12 protein-coding genes are annotated in these 17,416 nt (G+C 74.4%); 7 read left to right on the plus strand and 5 right to left on the minus strand.

Features of this window, described 5'->3' with window-relative positions; translation table 11 throughout:
* Positions 1-22 precede the first annotated feature (22 nt).
* On the plus strand, positions 23-2,758 hold the full coding sequence (secA, locus tag HC251_RS08250) for a preprotein translocase subunit SecA (RefSeq protein WP_219944824.1): 2,736 nt from the start codon (positions 23-25) through the stop codon (positions 2,756-2,758).
* A 39-nt stretch (positions 2,759-2,797) separates the two neighbouring features.
* The gene (locus HC251_RS08255; protein WP_219944825.1) at positions 2,798-3,853 is read left to right on the plus strand and encodes a DNA polymerase IV; all 1,056 of its coding nucleotides are present in this window, start codon (positions 2,798-2,800) and stop codon (positions 3,851-3,853) included.
* Between the two features lie 60 nt (positions 3,854-3,913).
* Here HC251_RS08255 and HC251_RS08260 read toward each other — a convergent pair whose 3' ends face one another.
* The 3 genes from HC251_RS08260 to HC251_RS08270 form a co-directional block, all read right to left on the minus strand.
* Entirely contained in the window at positions 3,914-5,704 is a 1,791-nt protein-coding gene (locus HC251_RS08260) for an ABC transporter ATP-binding protein (RefSeq protein ID WP_219944826.1), read from the minus strand.
* On the minus strand, positions 5,701-7,551 hold the full coding sequence (locus tag HC251_RS08265) for an ABC transporter ATP-binding protein (protein WP_219944827.1): 1,851 nt from the start codon (positions 7,549-7,551) through the stop codon (positions 5,701-5,703). Before HC251_RS08265 ends, HC251_RS08260 begins: the two co-directional genes overlap by 4 nt.
* A gap of 426 nt (positions 7,552-7,977) precedes the next feature.
* Complete coding sequence (locus HC251_RS08270) at positions 7,978-9,750, minus strand: acetyl-CoA carboxylase biotin carboxylase subunit (protein ID WP_219944828.1); 1,773 nt, start codon at positions 9,748-9,750, stop codon at positions 7,978-7,980.
* Between the two features lie 137 nt (positions 9,751-9,887).
* Between HC251_RS08270 and HC251_RS08275 the strand changes: the two genes are divergently transcribed.
* Positions 9,888-10,712 carry a biotin--[acetyl-CoA-carboxylase] ligase gene (locus HC251_RS08275; protein WP_219944829.1) on the plus strand — a complete coding sequence of 275 codons (825 nt, stop codon included), beginning with the start codon at positions 9,888-9,890 and terminating at the stop codon, positions 10,710-10,712.
* A gap of 35 nt (positions 10,713-10,747) precedes the next feature.
* On the opposite strand, the gene HC251_RS08280 is transcribed toward HC251_RS08275, so the two are convergent.
* Positions 10,748-11,485, minus strand: a complete 738-nt coding sequence (locus HC251_RS08280; RefSeq protein ID WP_219944830.1) for an aminotransferase class IV — start codon at positions 11,483-11,485, stop codon at positions 10,748-10,750.
* On the opposite strand from HC251_RS08280, the gene HC251_RS08285 reads away from it, so the two are divergent.
* Positions 11,466-11,939 carry a hypothetical protein gene (locus tag HC251_RS08285; RefSeq protein WP_219944831.1) on the plus strand — a complete coding sequence of 158 codons (474 nt, stop codon included), beginning with the start codon at positions 11,466-11,468 and terminating at the stop codon, positions 11,937-11,939. The two genes, HC251_RS08280 and HC251_RS08285, sit on opposite strands and share 20 nt — an antisense overlap.
* On the opposite strand, the gene HC251_RS08290 is transcribed toward HC251_RS08285, so the two are convergent.
* Entirely contained in the window at positions 11,878-12,915 is a 1,038-nt protein-coding gene (locus HC251_RS08290; protein ID WP_219944832.1) for a chorismate-binding protein, read from the minus strand. The two genes, HC251_RS08285 and HC251_RS08290, sit on opposite strands and share 62 nt — an antisense overlap.
* 22 nt (positions 12,916-12,937) lie before the next feature.
* Between HC251_RS08290 and HC251_RS08295 the strand changes: the two genes are divergently transcribed.
* The 3 genes from HC251_RS08295 to HC251_RS08305 all read left to right on the plus strand — a co-directional run bounded on the left by HC251_RS08295 (position 12,938) and on the right by HC251_RS08305 (position 17,343).
* On the plus strand, positions 12,938-14,107 hold the full coding sequence (locus HC251_RS08295) for an acyl-CoA dehydrogenase family protein (protein WP_219944833.1): 1,170 nt from the start codon (positions 12,938-12,940) through the stop codon (positions 14,105-14,107).
* 66 nt (positions 14,108-14,173) lie between these two features.
* The gene (locus HC251_RS08300; protein ID WP_219944834.1) at positions 14,174-15,733 is read left to right on the plus strand and encodes an LCP family protein; all 1,560 of its coding nucleotides are present in this window, start codon (positions 14,174-14,176) and stop codon (positions 15,731-15,733) included.
* A 38-nt stretch (positions 15,734-15,771) separates the two neighbouring features.
* Positions 15,772-17,343, plus strand: coding sequence for an LCP family protein (locus HC251_RS08305; RefSeq protein WP_219944835.1), 1,572 nt, complete (start codon positions 15,772-15,774; stop codon positions 17,341-17,343).
* Positions 17,344-17,416 lie beyond the last annotated feature (73 nt).

Genomic DNA, 17,416 nt, shown 5'->3' on the forward strand with positions numbered 1-17,416 from the left:
GGGTCGGTAGAGTGATCCCTCCATGGGTGTCCTCGACAAGATCCTGCGAGCCGGCGAGGGGCGCAAGCTCCGCGCCCTGGCCGGCCTCGCACCTGACATCGCCGCCTTCGAGCCCGAGCTGCAGAAGCTGAGCGACGAGGCCCTCCAGCACAAGACGGTCGAGTTCCGCGAGCAGCTCGACCGCGGCGCCGACCTCGACGACCTGCTGCTCGAGGCCTACGCCGTGGTCCGGGAGGCCGCCGTCCGGTCCCTGGGCCAGCGCCACTACGACGTCCAGATGATGGGCGGCGCCGCCCTCCACTTCGGGTGGGTCGCGGAGATGAAGACGGGCGAGGGCAAGACCCTCGTCTCGACCCTGCCGCTCTACCTCAACGCCCTGAGCGGCAAGGGCTGCCACCTGATCACGGTCAACGACTTCCTGGCCAGCTTCCACTCGGAGTGGATGGGCCGGCTCCACCGGTTCATGGGCCTCAGCGTCGGCCTGATCGTGCCCGGCCGGGTCGACTCGGCCCAGAAGCGGGCCCAGTACGCCTGCGACATCACCTACGGCACCAACAACGAGTTCGGCTTCGACTACCTCCGCGACAACATGGCCATGTCCCAGGCGGCCAAGACCCAGCGGGGCCAGCACTACGCCATCGTCGACGAGGTCGACTCGATCCTCATCGACGAGGCCCGCACCCCGCTGATCATCTCGGGCCGGCTGGCCGACGCGGCCAAGCTCTACCACCGCTTCGCCTCCATCGTCCGGGGCCTCCAGCGCGAGGAGGACTACGAGGTCGACGAGGAGAAGCGCATCGTCGCCCCCACCGAGTCGGGCGTGGAGAAGGTCGAGGCCGCCCTCGGCGTCGAGAACCTCTACGACGCCGTGTCGCAGAACCTGGTCCACCAGTTCCAGGCCGCCCTGAAGGCCAAGGAGCTGTTCAAGCGGGACAAGGACTACGTCATCCAGGGCGGCGAGGTGAAGATCGTCGACGAGTTCACCGGGCGCATCCTCGACGGCCGGCGCTGGTCCGAGGGCCTCCACCAGGCGGTCGAGGCCAAGGAGGGGGTGCGGATCAAGGAGGAGAACCAGACCCTGGCCACCATCACCCTCCAGAACTACTTCCGCCTCTACGACAAGCTGGCCGGGATGACCGGCACCGCGCTCACCGAGGCGGCCGAGCTGGGCAGCACCTACGACCTCCAGGTCGTGCCCATCCCGACGAACAAGCCCCTGGCCCGCCGGGACGAGGCGGACCTGATCTACAAGACCGAGGACGGCAAGTTCGGGGCCGTCGTCGAGGACCTCCTCGAGCGCTACGAGATCGGTCAGCCGGTCCTGGTCGGCACCATCTCGGTCGAGAAGTCTGAGAAGCTCTCCCGGCTGCTCGACAAGCGGGGCGTGCCCCACGAGGTGCTCAACGCCAAGCAGCACTTCCGCGAGGCCGACATCGTCGCCCAGGCCGGCCGGCTCCACTCGATCACCGTCGCCACCAACATGGCCGGCCGCGGCGTCGACATCCTGCTCGGCGGCCAGCCCGAGGGCCTGGCCCGCCAGGACGTCGTGGGCGAGGGCCTCGACCCCGAGGACGGGGCCGAGGGCCAGGCTCGCTTCGAGGAGCTGCTCGCCCGGTACAAGGACGAGTGCGCGGCCGAGGGCGACAAGGTCCGCGAGCTCGGCGGCCTCTACGTGCTCGGCACCGAGCGCCACGACTCGCGCCGCATCGACAACCAGCTCCGGGGCCGCTCCGGTCGCCAGGGCGATCCCGGCGAGAGCCGGTTCTACCTGTCGCTCGAGGACGACCTCATGCGCCTGTTCGCCACCGGCGCCATGAACTGGGTGATGTCGAAGGCCCTGCCCGACGACGTGCCCATCGAGGCCAAGATGGTCACCAAGGCCATCGAGCGGGCGCAGAACACCGTCGAGCAGCGCAACGCCGAGATCCGCAAGAACGTCCTCAAGTACGACGAGGTCATGAACCAGCAGCGCAAGGTGATCTACGCGCGCCGCGACGAGATCCTCGGCGAGTCCGACCTGCGCGACGAGATCCTCGAGAGCCTGGCCGAGGTCGTCGACGAGCTGATCAGCACCCACTGCAGCGACGACCACCCCGAGAGCTGGGACGTCGAGACCCTGCTGGTGGAGGCGGCCACCTACTGGCCCACCGAGCTCACCGAGGACCAGGTCGGCGAGGCCCTCACGACCGACGAGCTCTACGACCTGCTCATCGGTGAGGCCACGGCCTACTACGAGGACCGCGAGGCCGAGCTGGGCGACGCGTCGATGCGGGAGATGGAGCGCCAGGTCGCCCTGCGGCTCATCGACCAGCACTGGCGCGAGCACCTCCACGAGATGGACTACCTGCAGGAGGGCATCAACCTCCGGGCCCTGGGCCAGAAGGACCCGCTGGTGGAGTGGCAGCGCGAGGGCTTCGACATGTTCGGCACCATGATGCGCTCGATCGCCCGCGACCAGGTCAAGTACGTGATGCACGTGCAGGTCGTGAAGGAGGAGGAGAAGACGGCGGCGGCGGCGCCCGAGAAGCTGACCACCTCCGGTCCCGAGGACTCGGCCAGCTCGAGCGACGACCGCATGAAGGCGGCGGCGCGGGCGCAGGCCGCGGCGGTGGGCGTGGAGGACGCACCGGCCCCCGTGCAGGAGAAGAGCACGGCGCCGGTCGTGAAGTCCGAGTGGGACAAGACGCCCCGCAACGCCCCCTGCCCGTGCGGGTCGGGCAAGAAGTTCAAGCTCTGCCACGGCCGCAGCCAGATCTGAAGGGACCGTGCTGTCAATCCTGGTGGGCCGTGGAGGCGCATGGTGATTGACAGAACGGGGCGGGACTGGGTGCTGCACGTCGACCTGGACCAGTTCCTGGCCGCGGTCGAGGTGCGGCGGCGGCCCGAGCTGGCCGGTCGGCCCGTGGTGGTGGGCGGCGACGGTGACCCGCACCGGCCCCGGCAGGTCGTGGCCACCGCGTCCTACGAGGCCCGGGCCCACGGGGTGCGGTCGGGGATGCCGCTGCGCACCGCCCTGCGCCGCTGTCCCGACGCCGTCTTCCTGCCGTCGGACCGGGCGGCCTACGACGCCGCCTCCGAGGAGGTGATGGCGACGCTCCGGTCGTTCCCGGTCGTCGTCGAGGTGTGGGGGTGGGACGAGGCCTTCGTCGGCACCCGCACCGACGACCCCGAGGGCCTGGCCCGGCAGATCAGGGCCCGGGTGGCCGAACGCACCGGCCTGTCGTGCGCGGTGGGGATCGGCGAGAGCCGCCTCCTGGCCAAGACGGCGACGGGCACGGCCAAGCCCGGCGGCATCGCCACCCTCACCCGGCGGGAGTGGGCCCGGACGATGGCCGACGAGCCCGTCGCGGTGGTGTGGGGCATCGGGCCGCGCATCGCCGCCCGGCTGCGCGCCTGTGGGGTGCGCACCGTCGGCGACCTGGCCCGGGCCGACGAGGCCGTCCTGGCCGCCGAGTTCGGGCCCCGCATCGGTCCCGGACTCAAGGTGCTGGGGCTCGGGGGCGGGACCGACCCGATCGACGGTGCGCCCCGCGTGGCCAAGGGCCGGAGCCGGGAGGTGACCTTCACCGAGGACCTGACCGACCCGGCCCGCGTCGCCGAGGAGGTCGACGGCCTGGCCCGCGCCGTGACCGAGGAGGTCGTGGCCGACGGGCGCACCGTCACCCACGTGGCGGTCAAGGTCCGCACGGCCACGTTCTGGACCCGCACCAAGATCAGCAAGCTGCCCGAGGCGACGACGGACCCGGCGACGGCGGCGGCCCAGGCCGCCGTCGTCCTGGGCCGCTTCGGCGCCGAGCTCCACCGCCCCATCCGCCTCCTCGGCGTCCGCGTCGTCCTCGAGGATCCGACCTGATCGCAGCCGCCACCGCACCCGCGAACAGGGCGGGTCCGACCGGACCTGTGCAGGGCGACGTCAGACGCGCCGGCCGGCCTCCATCCGGACGACGTCGTCGGCCCGGGCCAGCACCGCCGGCCGGTGGGTGACCACGAGGACCGAGGTGCCGTCCTCGGCCGCGGCGGCCAGGAGGCCCTCCCACAGCTCGGCCTCGGTGGTGGCATCGAGGGCGCTGGAGAGGTCGTCGACGACGAGCAGGGCGGGCCGGCGGGCGAGGGCCCGGGCGGCGGCGACCCGTTGGACCTGACCGCCCGACAGGCGGACGCCCCGGGACCCGACGACGGTGGCCAGCCCCTCGGGCATGGCGGCCACGTCCCGCTCCAGGCGGGAGAGGCGCAGGGCGTGGGGGAGGCGGGCGCGGGGCAGGCCGAGCAGCACGGCGTCGGCCAGCGGCTCGCTGAAGAGCCGGGGCACCTGGGGCACGTAGGCGACGCGAGGTGGCACCAGGACCCGCGACGGCTCGGACACGTCCTGGCCGTCCCAGCGGAGCGTGCCCTCGAACGGGACCAGGCCGAGCACGGCCCGCAAGAGGCTGGACTTGCCCGCCCCGACCGGGCCGGTCACGGCCACCAGCTCGCCGGGGCGCACGGTGAGGTCGACGTCGTCCACGGCGAGGACCCCGTGGCGCCGCACGGTCAGGCGTCGGACCTCGAGCCCGCCGGCGGGGTGGTCCCCGGTGGACGGGTGGCGGGACCGGCGGTCGGCCTCGGTCCGGAACGGCAGGTCGGGGTCCTCGACGCCGGGCACGGGGCCGACGGCGGCGTCGGCCGGGCCGCGGCGGGGCGCGCGGAGGCGCAGCTCGTGGGTCCCGGCCACAGCGGCGAGGGACCGGCGCTCGGGGGGCAGGAGCCGGGCCAGGCGGTCGGCGGAGACGTCGGCCTGGCGGTGGTAGGCGCCGAGCCGGCCCACGAAGCGGGGGAGGCTGGCCACGACCGTCGAGAAGGCGGCGATGACGCCGAGGTCGCCGACCGTCAGGTCCCCGCGGGCGACCGCCGGCGCCGCCGCCACCAGGCTGGCGGCGAGGGCCAGGTCGGCGGTGGTGCCCGACAGGGTGTAGAGGAGCTGGGTCCCGACCTCGTCGCGGGCCGCGTGCCGGGCCCGGTCCTCGCCCAGGGCGGCGAAGCGCTGCACGGCGGCGCCCTCGGCGCCGGCCGCCTTGAGCGAGGCGATGGCGCCGAAGGTGTCGCCCACGAACCCGGTCACGCGCGCCGTGGCCTGGCGGGCGGCCCGGCGCCAGACGCGCAGCCGCGGACCGAAGCCGTGGGCCAGGACCATCACGACCACGGCGGGCAGGGCCACGGTGAGCGCCAGGCGCACGTCGATGGTGAGCAGGACGCCGACGGCCAGCACGGCGGCGAGCGACGTCCCCACCACGTCCAGCCAGACGTCGAGGACGAGGGCGGCGTCCTCGGTGTCGTCGCGGAAGCGGCTGACGGCCTCGCCCGACGAGCCCGGGAGGCGGTCGTCGACCGGGCCCGGGTCCGTCACCAGCGAGTCGAGCAGGGCCAGGCGGATGACGGTGTGCCAGCCGACCCAGGCGCCGTGCCACTGCACCACGGCCACCAGGAACAGCGACCAGCGGGACACCTCGATGCCGGCGAGCACGGCCAGCGCGGCCCACGGCACCGTGACCCGGCCGGCACCGGAGATGGCGTCGAGGACGGCGCCCAGGGCCAGGCCGGTGGCGACGGGGAGCGAGTGGAACAGCGTCCACCAGCCGCACGCCAGGCTCCACGCGACCGGGTCCCGGCGGAGGACCTGGGCGGCGAGGCGGGCGCCGGTGCGGACGTCGCCGGCGCGGGTGCTCACGGCGCCACCTCCCGGGCCGGCGCGTCGGCCTCGGCCGCGGCGCCGGGCGCCGGGGCACGGCCGGGTCCGCCGGCCGCGGTGGTGGCCTGGCGGGCCCGCAGCCCGGCGTAGCGGCTGCCGGGGTCGGCGGCCAGGGCGGCGCGGGGCCCGTGCTCGACGATGCGGCCGTCGTCGACGACGCACACCTCGTCGAGGTCGTCGAGGGTGGCCAGCCGGTGGGCGACGACCACCAGGGTCCGCCCGTGGCGGAGCCGGCGGGTGGCGGCCGCGACCCGGGCCTCGGTCTCGGGGTCGAGCCGGCTGGTGGCCTCGTCCAGCACCACCAGGCCGGGATCGGCGAGCAGCACCCGGGCGAAGGCGAGCAGCTGGGCCTCGCCGCCCGACAGGCGCGCCGTCCCGTCCAGCTCGGTGTCCAGGCCGTCGGCGAGCCCGGCGCACCAGCGGTCGAGGCCCACGTCGGCCAGGGCGGCGCCCAGCTCCTCGTCGGTGGCCTCGACGGTGCCGAACAGCGTGAGGTTGTCCCGCACCGACGCCCGCAGGACCTCGACCTCCTGGGTCACGACCGCGACCCGGCGCCGCAGCGAGCGCTCGTCGGCGGCGCGCAGGTCGACCCCGCCGACGCGGACGGCGCCGGCGGTCGGGTCCCAGAAGCGGGCGAGGACCCGTCCCAGCGTCGTCTTGCCGCTGCCGGTCCGCCCGACGACGCCGAGGCTGGTCCCGGGCTCGAGGTGGACGTCGACGTCGCGCAGGGCCAGGTGGCCGGTGACGTCGACGTCGCCGGAGGCCGAGGTGGCGTACCGGAGCTCGACCCCGTCGAGGTCGACGGCCAGCGGGCCCGGCGGGAGCGGCTCGGAGCCGGACACCAGGGTGATCGGCGTGGCGAGGAGGCGGGCGGCGCGCCGGAGGCCGGCCACGGCCTTCTGGAACTCGTTGAGCTGCTCGCCGATCCGCTCGAGGGGGGCCTGGACCATCTGCACGAACCGGAAGAGCACGAGCACGGCGCCGAGGGTCAGCCGGCCCTGCGAGGTGAGGTAGGCGGCCACCCCGAGGGTGACGGCCGTGCCGACGGCGAAGGTGATGCCGGTCGAGGCGTAGGCGCCCTCGGCCCGCAGCGAGGCCCGCCGGGCCGCCCGCCACCACCGGGCCGAGTGGCGGTGCATGCGGTCGACGGCCCAGCGACCGGCGCCGTTGGCCCGCAGGTCCTCCAGCCCGCCGAGGCGGTCCTCGAGGTCGCCGTAGAGCTGGGCCAGAACCTCCCGCTCGTGGTCGTGGTGGGGGACGGCGACGGCCCGCAGGCGGAGCAGGACGGCGACGGCGACGCCGACGGTCGCCAGCAGGACGAGACCGGCCCGCCACTCGACGACGAGCGCGGTGGCGGCGACGGCGACGAGCACGGCGGCGTTGCCCACCACCTGGAGGACGGCGGTGGAGGTGAACCGGGTGACGGCGTCGATGTCGCCGTCGACCCGCTCGATCACCTCCCCGGCCGAGTGGTCACCGTGCCAGGCCAGGTCGAGGGCGAGGGCGTGGCGGCACAGGTCGACCCGCAGCCGGTTGCCGATTCGCCAGGCCAGCCGGACCGCCAGCCAGGTGACGACCAGCTGCAGGACGTTGGCGACCAGGAGCATGGCGCCGAAGAGGAGGGCGATCCGGGTCAGGGCGGCGGCGTCGGCTCCGTCGGCGGCCCGGTCGACGAACCGGCCCAGCTGGAGCTGGGCCACCACCGGCAGCCCGACCGCCACGACGAGGAGCACGGTGAGCCCGGCCAGCCCCCGCCGCTCGGGCCGCAGCTCCCCCAGCAGCAACCGCCCCCCGGACCGGGGTACCTCAGCGCGATCACCCGTCACGCGAAGACGGTACGGCCGACGACACCACCCGCCCCAGCAGGTTTGTCGAGCACCGGGGTCAGATACCTTCCGACCCTGCGACGACGGCCGATCGTCGGACGAGGCGGTCGGAATGTGTCTGACCCCCCGCCCAGCGCGCGACCAGGCCCGGCGGCGGCCCGGCGCGGCGTGTGGACGAGGGATCCCCGCAGGCCGTCGTCCGGGTGTCAGGGGGTCAGACTCACTCCGACCGTCGGGGAGATCGTTCGCCTCGCGTCGCAGGGTCGGAGAGAATCTGACCCCGGCGCGTCGGCGACCGCCGGGCCGGGTTGGCTGCTCGGCACAGGGGGTCAGACTCACTCCGACCGTCGGGGAGATCGTTCGCCTCGCGTCGCAGGGTCGGAGAGAATCTGACCCCGGCGATGGCGACCGCCGACCGGGTTGGCCCTACTCGATGACGAGGACCACGTCGCCGGCGGAGACGGCCTGGCCGGCCTCGACGCGGATCTCGCCGACCGTGCCGTCCTTGTCGGCGGTGATGGCGTTCTCCATCTTCATGGCCTCCAGGAGGCACACGGTCTGGCCGGTGGTGACCTCGTCCCCGACGGCGACGGTGACCTTGACGATGGTGCCCTGCATGGGGACCACGACCGACCCCGACCCGGCGGCGACCGATGCGGCCGCGCCCTTGCGTCGGGGGCGGGGGGTGGCGGCGCCGCCGCCGGCGACGGCGACCGGGGCGGCGGCCGAGGCCGGGACCCACATGGCGACCGAGAAGCGCTTGCCGTTGACCTCGACGTCGACGTCGCGCCGCACCTTCTCCTCGGGCTCCTCGCCGTCGACGCTCGGGCCGGGGGCGGGGCCGCCACCGACGCCGGTGAGGTCGAGGACCTCCTCGACCCACTTGGTCGAGTGCTCGGCGTCGTGGAAGTCGGGGTGGGCGAGGATGGCCAGGTCGGCCGGCAGCGTGGTGCGGATGCCCTCGATGCGGAACTCGCGGATGGCCCGCTCCATGCGGGCGATGGCGGTCTCGCGGTCGGAGCCCCAGACGATCAGCTTGCCGACGAGGTTGTCGTAGAACTGGCTGACCTCGTCGCCGGCGGTGTAGCCGCCGTCCCAGCGGATGCCGAAGCCCTGGGGGACGAACAGCTCGGTGATCCGGCCGGGGGAGGGGAGGAACTTGCCCTCGGCGGGGTCCTCGGCGTTGACCCGCACCTCGATGGAGTGGCCCCGCAGCTCGATGTCGTCCTGGCTGAAGCTGAGCCGCTCGCCCGAGGCGACCCGGATCTGCTCGCGCACGAGGTCGAGACCCGAGACCAGCTCGGTGACGGGGTGCTCGACCTGGAGGCGGGTGTTCATCTCCAGGAACCAGAACTCGCCGTCCTGGTAGAGGAACTCGACGGTGCCGGCGTTGTAGTAGCCGCACGCCTTGGCGACCTTCACCGCGGCCTCGCCCATGGCCTGGCGGGTCTCGGCCGGGAACTTGGGGGCCGGGGATTCCTCGATGAGCTTCTGGTGGCGGCGCTGGGCCGAGCAGTCGCGCTCGGCGATCCAGACCACGTCGCCGAAGGTGTCACCGATGATCTGCATCTCGATGTGGCGGGGCTTGGTCAGGTAGCGCTCGACGTAGCACTCGTCGCGGCCGAAGCCCTTGAGGGCCTCGGACTGGGCCGACTCCAGGGCGGCGTGAGCCTCGTCCTTGCTGTTGACGACGCGCATGCCGCGCCCGCCGCCGCCGTAGGCGGCCTTGATGGCGACCGGCCAGCCGAACTCCTCGCCGAAGGCGACGACCTCGTCGCCGGACGACAGGAACTCGGTGGTGCCGGGGACGCCCGGCACGCCGGCCGACTGGGCGGCGATGCGGCTGGACACCTTGTCGCCCATGACCTCGATGGCCTCGGGCGGCGGGCCGATGAAGGCGACGCCGCGCTCGGTGATGGCCCGGGCGAAGTCGGTGTTCTCGGAGAAGAAGCCGTAGCCGGGGTGGACGCCGTCGGCCCCGGACTGCTCGATGACCTCGAGGATCTTCTCGGTGTTCAGGTAGCTGTCAGCCGCCGTCTCGCCGCCCAGGGCGTAGGCCTCGTCGGCGATGCGGACGTGCAGGGCCTCGCGGTCGAGCTCCGAGTACACGGCGACCGTCTGGATGCCCAGCTCCTGGCAGGCACGGATGACCCGGACGGCGATCTCGCCCCGGTTGGCGATGAGGATCTTCGACAGCACGGGTGCATTGCTATCCGCTGGGAGCAGGCCGAGGCCAGCACGCACGTGAGCCGAGCCGCCAGGCCAGGGGGACCAGCGCATGGCCACCGAGCTTCCAGGCGAGGCGACCAGACGGCGCGACGTGCCACTGTGACGGCGTGACGACGTTCGCTGTCCCGACCGTGCGCGAGGCGGTGGCGGGCACCCGCTTCACCGACGTCCGGTGGGTGGCGGAGACGGGGTCGACCAACGCCGACCTGCTGGCCCTGGCGGCCGATGGCGGGGGAGAGGGCGTCGTCCTCGGCGCCGACCACCAGACCGCCGGTCGGGGGCGTCGGGGGCGCACGTGGGAGGCGCCCCCCGACGCCGCCGTGCTCGTCTCGGTGCTGCTGCGCCCGCCGGCCCCCGCCGTCGACCTGGTCACGCCGGCGGTCGCGGTCGCGGCGGCGGCGGCGGTCGAGGCGGTCGTGGGCGTGGCCCCGGGCGTGAAGTGGCCGAACGACCTCGTCGTCGGGGGTCGCAAGCTGGCTGGGGTGCTGGCCGAGGCGTCCTGGCCGCCGGGCGCCGACATCGCCTCGGGGTGGGCGGCCTCCGGCGAGGGCACCCGGGTGCCGGTCGTCGTCGGCATGGGGCTCAACGTGCTCTCGTCGGGACGGGCTCCCGAGCTCGACGGCGTGGCGATCGCCTGCGACGAGCTGGGCGGCCGTCCGACCACCCGCGAGGACCTGGTGGCGGCCTGGCTCGTCGCGCTCGACCGGTGGTACGGCCGGGCCGTCGACCCCGCCGGCCGGGACGAGCTGTGGGCTGAGTGGCGGCGCCGCTCGGCCACCCTGGGCCAGCGGGTCCGGGTCGACCTGGGCGTCGACGACCTCGAGGGCGAGGCGGTCGACATCACCCCCGGCGGCCAGCTCGTGGTCCGCACCCTCGAGGGCGACCTGCGCACCCTCGCCGTCGGCGACGTGACCCACCTCCGCCCGGCCTGACGTCACGTGGCTCGGGGTCCGACCCCAAGCCTCGGTCAGGGGTCGAGGGTGCGGGCCTGGAGGGCGGCGAAGGCCTGGGCGGCGGAGGTCGTGACCGGGCCGGGGGCGACGGGGAGGGGGGCGCCGTCGACGGTGGCGATGGGCTGGACGTCGCGGGTCGAGCTGGTGAGGAAGGCCTCATCGGCCGCAGCGAGGTCGGCGAGGGTGAGGTCCTCGGTCTCGGTGGCGTCGCACACCTCGAGCACCAGCTCACGGGTGATCCCGGCGAGGCAGCCGGTGCCCAGGCCGGGCGTGAGCAGCCGGCCGTCGCGGACGACGAACACGTTGGACCCGGTGCCCTCGCTCAGCCGGCCGTGGACGTCGGCGAAGATCGCCTCGCTGGCCCCGGCGGCGTGGGCCCGGGCCAGGGCCACCACGTTCTCGGCGTAGGACGTCGACTTCACCCCGGCCAGGCCGCCGGTGGGGTTGCGGGTGAACGGGACCGACGCCACGGCGGTGGTCGGGGGCCACTCGGTCACCGGGCCGGTGACGAGGAGCACCGTGGCCCCCTCGACGCCTCGCTCGCTGCCGGCCGGCCCGGGACCGCCGGTCACGGTCAGCCGCAGCCGTCCGACCGCCGCCCCGGCGCCGCGCGCCGCGGCCACCACCGCACCGCACGCCCCCCGCAGCTCGGCATCGGACAGGCCGGGGTCGAGGTCGAGGGCGGCGGCCGACCGGCGCAGCCGGCGGAGGTGCCGGGTCAGGGCGAAGGGGGTGCCGTCGACGACCTTCATGGTCTCGAAGATCCCGTCCCCGACCGTCAGCCCGTGGTCGGTGACCGGCAGGCGGGCCTCGGCGGTGGGCCCGACGACGCCGTCGAGCCAGCACCACGACGTCGCCACCGCGGATCGGCCGCTGCTCGCGCTCGTGCTGTCGCTTCGCCGGCTCGTGCTGTCGGTTCGCTCGCTGCGCTCGCTCGTGCTGTCGGTTCGCTCGCTGCGCTCGCTCGTGCTGTCGGTTCGCTCGCTGCGCTCGCTCGTGCTGTCGGTTCGCTCGCTGCGCTCGCTCGTGCTGTCGGTTCGCTCGCTGCGCTCGCTCGTGCTGTCGGTTCGCTCGCTGCGCTCGCTCGTGCTGTCGGTTCGCTCGCTGCGCTCGCTCACGCTGTCGGTTCGCTCGCTGCGCTCGCTCACGGGCCGAGCCTGGCACGCGGGGCGGCGCTGGCCAGTCCCACGAGGCGCGCCGCCTTGAGCTCGGTCTCGGCCCACTCGCCGTCGGGGTCGGAGTCCCACGTGATCCCCCCGCCGGTGCCGAAGTGGATCCCGCCGTCGGCGAACCAGAACGTGCGGATGGCGACGTTGAGCGCCCCCCGCTGCCCGCCGCCGGCCACCCAGCCCACCGCCCCGCAGTAGGGGCCGCGGGGCACCGGCTCGAGGGCGTCGATCACGCCGAGGGCGGCGATCTTGGGCGCGCCGGTGACCGACCCGGGCGGGAACGTGGCCGCCACCGCCTCGGCCCACCCCACCCCCGGTCGCAGCCGGCCCTCCACGGTCGACACCAGGTGCACGAGGCCCGGGTGGTGCTCGACGGCGCACAGGGCGGGCACGGTGACCGACCCCCACTCCGAGACCCGCCCCAGGTCGTTGCGGACCAGGTCGACGATCATCACGTTCTCGGCCCGGTCCTTGGCGAGGAAGGCGTCCTCGGCGGCAGCGGTGCCCTTGATCGGCGACGACCACACCCGGTCGCCGTCGCGCTCGAGGAACCGCTCCGGGCTGGCCGAGGCCACGTGGACGCCGAGCGCCGGGAGCCGCACCACGGCGCTGAACGGCGCCGGGTTGCCCACGGCGAGGGCGGCGCCGAGGGCGGCCACGTCGGCGTCGGGCGGCAGGGGGGCCGACAGCCGTCGGGTCAGGTTCACCTGGTACACGTCGCCGGCGGCGATGGCCTCCCGGATGACGCCCACGCCGCGCCGGTAGGCGGGCCCGTCGAGCGACGACGTCCACGCCTCCGGGCCCCCCGCGACGCCGGGCCACGGCCGTCCCGGCCACAGGCGGGCGGGGCGGGAGCGGGCGAAGCGGGCGCACACCGGCTCGGTGTCGGTGGCCAGCACGACCGCCCACGTCCCCCGCCGGGGGGCGTCGAGGGCGGCCAGGTCGGAGGTGACCTCGACCAGGTCGAACAGCACCCGGTCGCCGACCACGGCGAGGGGAGCGACCGCGGCCATGCGTCGACAGTAGGTTTCCCCCGTGCACATCGAGTTCACCGACGAGCAGGAGCAGCTCCGCAAGGTCGTGCGGGACTTCGCCGAGCGGGCCATCGCCCCCCACGCCGAGGCGTGGGACCGGGACCACACCTTCCCGGTCGACGTCGTGCGGGAGATGGGCGAGATGGGCCTCTTCGGCATCCCGTTCCCCGAGGAGTACGGGGGCGGCGGCGCCGACCTCACCACGTTGTGCATCGCCATCGAGGAGCTGGGCCGGGTCGACCAGTCGGTGGCCATCACCCTCGAGGCCGGCGTCGGCCTGGGCGCCAACCCGATCTACCGGTTCGGCACCGAGGAGCAGAAGCAGCGCTGGCTGCCCGACCTGTGCGCCGGGCGGGCCCTCGGCGGCTTCGGGCTCACCGAGCCGGAGGCGGGCAGCGACGCCGGCGGCACCCGCACCCGGGCCGTCCTCGACGAGGCGACGGGCGAGTGGGTGATCAACGGCGAGAAGGCGTTCATCACCAACTCGGGCACGCCGATCACGTCGATCACCACGGTCACGGCCCGCACCGACCCGCCGGGGAGCACCGGAAAGCCCGAGATCAGCGCCATCGTCGTCCCCGCCGGCACCCCCGGGCTGACCGTCGCCCCGCCCTACCGGAAGATGGGCTGGCACGCCTCCGACACCCACGGCCTGGCCTTCCAGGACCTCCGCGTCCCCGAGGACCACCTGCTGGGCGAGCGGGGCCGGGGCTTCGCCAACTTCCTGTCGATCCTCGACGAGGGCCGCATCGCCATCGCCGCCCTGGCCGTCGGCGTCATCCAGGGCTGCCTCGACGAGTCGGTCGCCTACGCCCAGGAGCGCCAGGCCTTCGGCCGGCCCATCGGCTCCTACCAGGCCACCGCCTTCCGCTGCGCCGACCTGGCGGTGATGGCCGAGACGGCCCGGCTGCTGACCTACCAGGCCGCCTGGCTCCACGACACCGGCCGCCCCTACGGCCAGGCCGCGGCGATGGCCAAGCTCCACGCCACCGAGGCCGCCGTCACCGCCACCCGCCACGCCACCCAGGTCTTCGGTGGCTACGGGTTCATGGACGAGACGCTGGTCAGCCGGCACTACCGGGACAGCAAGATCCTGGAGATCGGCGAGGGCACCAGCGAGGTCCAGCGCCTGGTCATCAGCCGCGGCCTCGGCCTGCCCGTCGAGCGCTGACCGCAGGGCGGCGTCGGCCGGCGCCGGTGACACCGGGACCCCGGGGACGGGCGGTAGGTTCGAGCGGTGGGACGACGTCGGGGGGAGACCAAGCCGCGCCGGACGTGGCCCCAGCGGCTGGTCATCCTGGTCAACAGCCTGGCCCTGGTGGCGGCGACGGTGACCGCAGGGGCCATCGCCTACTCCAACGATCGCGTCGCCCAGATCCAGCGCAACGTCTTCGACCGGGGGGTCCTCGCCACCGACACCCTGGAGCCCGGCGACGCCCAGAACTACCTGCTCGTCGGGGTCGACGACGGGAGCGGCGCGGCGGGCACGGCGTCGGCGGCCCGGGACCTCGGCACCAAGCTGACGGACACGATCATGATCCTGCGGGTCGACCCCGCCGCCACCAGCGCCGCGGTCCTGTCGTTCCCCCGCGACCTGCTGGTCGACATCCCCGGCCACACCAGCCGGTCGCGCATCAACTCGGCGTTCGAGACCGGTGGGCCCGACCTTCTGGTGCAGACGATCGACGCCAACTTCGGCATCCCGGTCCACCACTACCTGGAGATCGACTTCGCCGGCTTCCAGGAGCTGGTCGACATCGTCGACGGGGTGCCCATCTGGTTCCCCCACCCGGTGCGCAGCGCCGGCGGCAGCGAGACCGGCGACGCCACCGTGGAGCTCGACATCCCGACCGCGGGCTGCTGGGTGCTCGGTCCCCGCCAGGCCCTCGGCTTCGCCCGGGTCCGCAAGGACTACCAGGTGCAAGACGCCGAGGGGGACTGGCACACCGACCTCGGCGGTGACTACTCACGGGTCGAGCGCCAGCAGCTGTTCATCCAACTGGCGCTGCAGCAGGCGATATCCAAGGGTGCCCGCAACGTCAACACGCTGCGCCGGCTGGTGAACCTGGGCATCGGCAGCGTCACCATCGACGACGGCCTCGAGCCCGACGCCCTGGTCGAGCTGAGCCGCAGCTTCCGGAGCTTCTCGCCGACCGACCTGGTGACCCACACCCTGCCCGTCGACGAGGCCCCGCCGGGCGGCCCCGCCTACCTGTACCTGCGGGAGGAGGAGGCGGAGCCGACCTTCGCCCTGTTCCGCGGGGGCGACCCCTCGATGGCGGTGCCCATCCCCGTGGGCGACGTCGCCGTGCAGGTCCGCAACGGGACGGGCACGCCCAACCAGGCCCGCGACGTCACCGCCGCCCTGAACGCCGTCGGCTTCACCACCCTCGTGCCCGGCGTCGACACCCCCGTCGGCTTCCCGACCGTGGTCCAGTACGGCCCGGGGTCCGAGACCCAGGCCCGGGTCGTGGCCTCCTGGGTCGAGGGCGGGGTCGTCTACCAGCCGACGGACCTGGGCGAGGGGGTCGACGTCGTCCTCATCACCGGCCAGGGCTGGGGCGGCGTGCGGTCCGCAGCCGTGCCGTTCGAGGAGGTGCCGGCGCCCGCCGGCGCGGCCGCGCCCGAGACGACCACCACGACGACCCCGGGGGACGAGGCGCCGGCGACGACCGCCCCGGCGACGACCGCCCCGGGCGACGACGTGGCCGGCGGGAACGTCGACGACCCCGACGACCCGGCCTTCTACCGGGCCACCGCCCCGCCCCCCGAGGCCGACTGCCAGCCCACCCCCTGACTCGGTCCCGAGGGGTCCGCCTCCTAGGCTCGTCACCCGTGCCGAGAGGAGACGAGACCCGCCCGCGCCGCAGCTGGGGCCAGCGCCTCTTGATCGTCGCCAACGCCGTCGCCCTCGTCGGCGCCGTCGTCACCGCCGGGTCCCTCGCCTACTCGAACAGCCGGCTGGAGGGCGTCGGCCGGGTGGCGCTCGGCGACGTGCTGGTGGAGGAGGACGTCGAGCCCGGCGACCCGATGAACGTCCTCATCGTCGGCATCGACGACGCCTCCCGCCTGGCCGACGACGACTCGGTCAAGGCCTTCCGCGACAGCCCCGACGTCGCCGGCCAGCACACCGACACGATCATGGTCCTGCGCCTCGACCCGCGGGCCGGCACGGCCCAGATCATCTCCCTGCCCCGCGACCTGTGGGTGCCCATCGCCGACACCGGGACCGAGCAGCGGATCAACACCGCCCTGGCGACCGGGGGGCCGGCCCGGCTGATCAAGACGATCGACGAGAACTTCGGGATCCCGATCAACCACTTCGTGCAGGTCGACTTCGCCGGGTTCCGGGAGCTGGTGGAGATCGTCGACGGGGTGCCGATCCACTTCCCCCGCCCGGCCCGCGACCGGGCCTCGGGGCTCGCCATCGAGGAGCCCGGCTGCTACACGCTGGGTCCGGTCCAGGCCCTCGGCTTCGCCCGGGCCCGCCACTACCAGGTCCAAGACGCCGACGGTGACTGGCACGAGGACCCCCGCTCCGACCTGTCCCGCGCCGCCCGCCAGCAGCTCTTCATCGAGCTGGCCCTCAGCCGGGCCATCGCCAAGGGCGCCCGCAACCCCAACACCCTCCGCCGCCTGGTCGACCTGGGGGCCTCGGCGGTCCGGTTCGACGACTCCTTCGAGGTGGGCCAGCTGGTCGACATCGGGATCCAGTACCGGAGCTTCCAGCCCACGGACCTGCAGACCTACGACCTGGTCGTCACCGACGACGTGCTGGGCGGGGCCGACATCCTCCGGTTCGAGGAGGAGGCGTCGAAGCCGATCCTCGCCGTGTTCCGCGGCGTCGACCCCGCCGAGGGCGCCACCGACGTCGAGCCCGAGGACGTGACCGTCCAGGTCCTCAACGGCACCGGCACCCAGGACAAGGGCGGTGCGGCGGCCGAGGGGCTCGCCGCGCTGGGCTTCGCCACGACCGGCGCCGGCGACGCCGAGACGGTCGGCGGGCCGACCACCGTCCGCTTCGCCCCCGGGGCCGAGGCCGCCGCCCACCTGGTCGCCCGGGGCATCGCCGGGCCCGTCGCCTACGAACCGGCCGAGGGCCCGATCGACGCCGACGTCGTCGTCGTCACCGGCACCGACTGGGAGGGTGTGGCGTCGTCGGTCCGCTCGCCCGAGGACGTCCCCGCACCCCCGGTCGCCGAGGGGGGCGCCACCACCAGCGCCCCGCCGACCAGCGGACCCGACGACAGTGCGTCGTCCACGACCGGACCCGGGACCGCGACCACCGCACCGGACGCCGGCACCGCCCCCAGCGACGCCGCCCCCGACTCCGACGATCCCTCCGACCCCGGCTTCTACCTGGCCCGCGAGGCCGACGCCGACGAGGAGTGCCCCGCCACCGACTGACCCACCGGCACCGGTGGCGGCAGCCGCTGCGAGTACGGTGGTCGGTCGGCCGGGGGCCCGGCCGCGTCACGTT

The sequence above is a fragment of the Iamia sp. SCSIO 61187 genome (assembly GCF_019443745.1).
Lineage (GTDB): Bacteria > Actinomycetota > Acidimicrobiia > Acidimicrobiales > Iamiaceae > Iamia.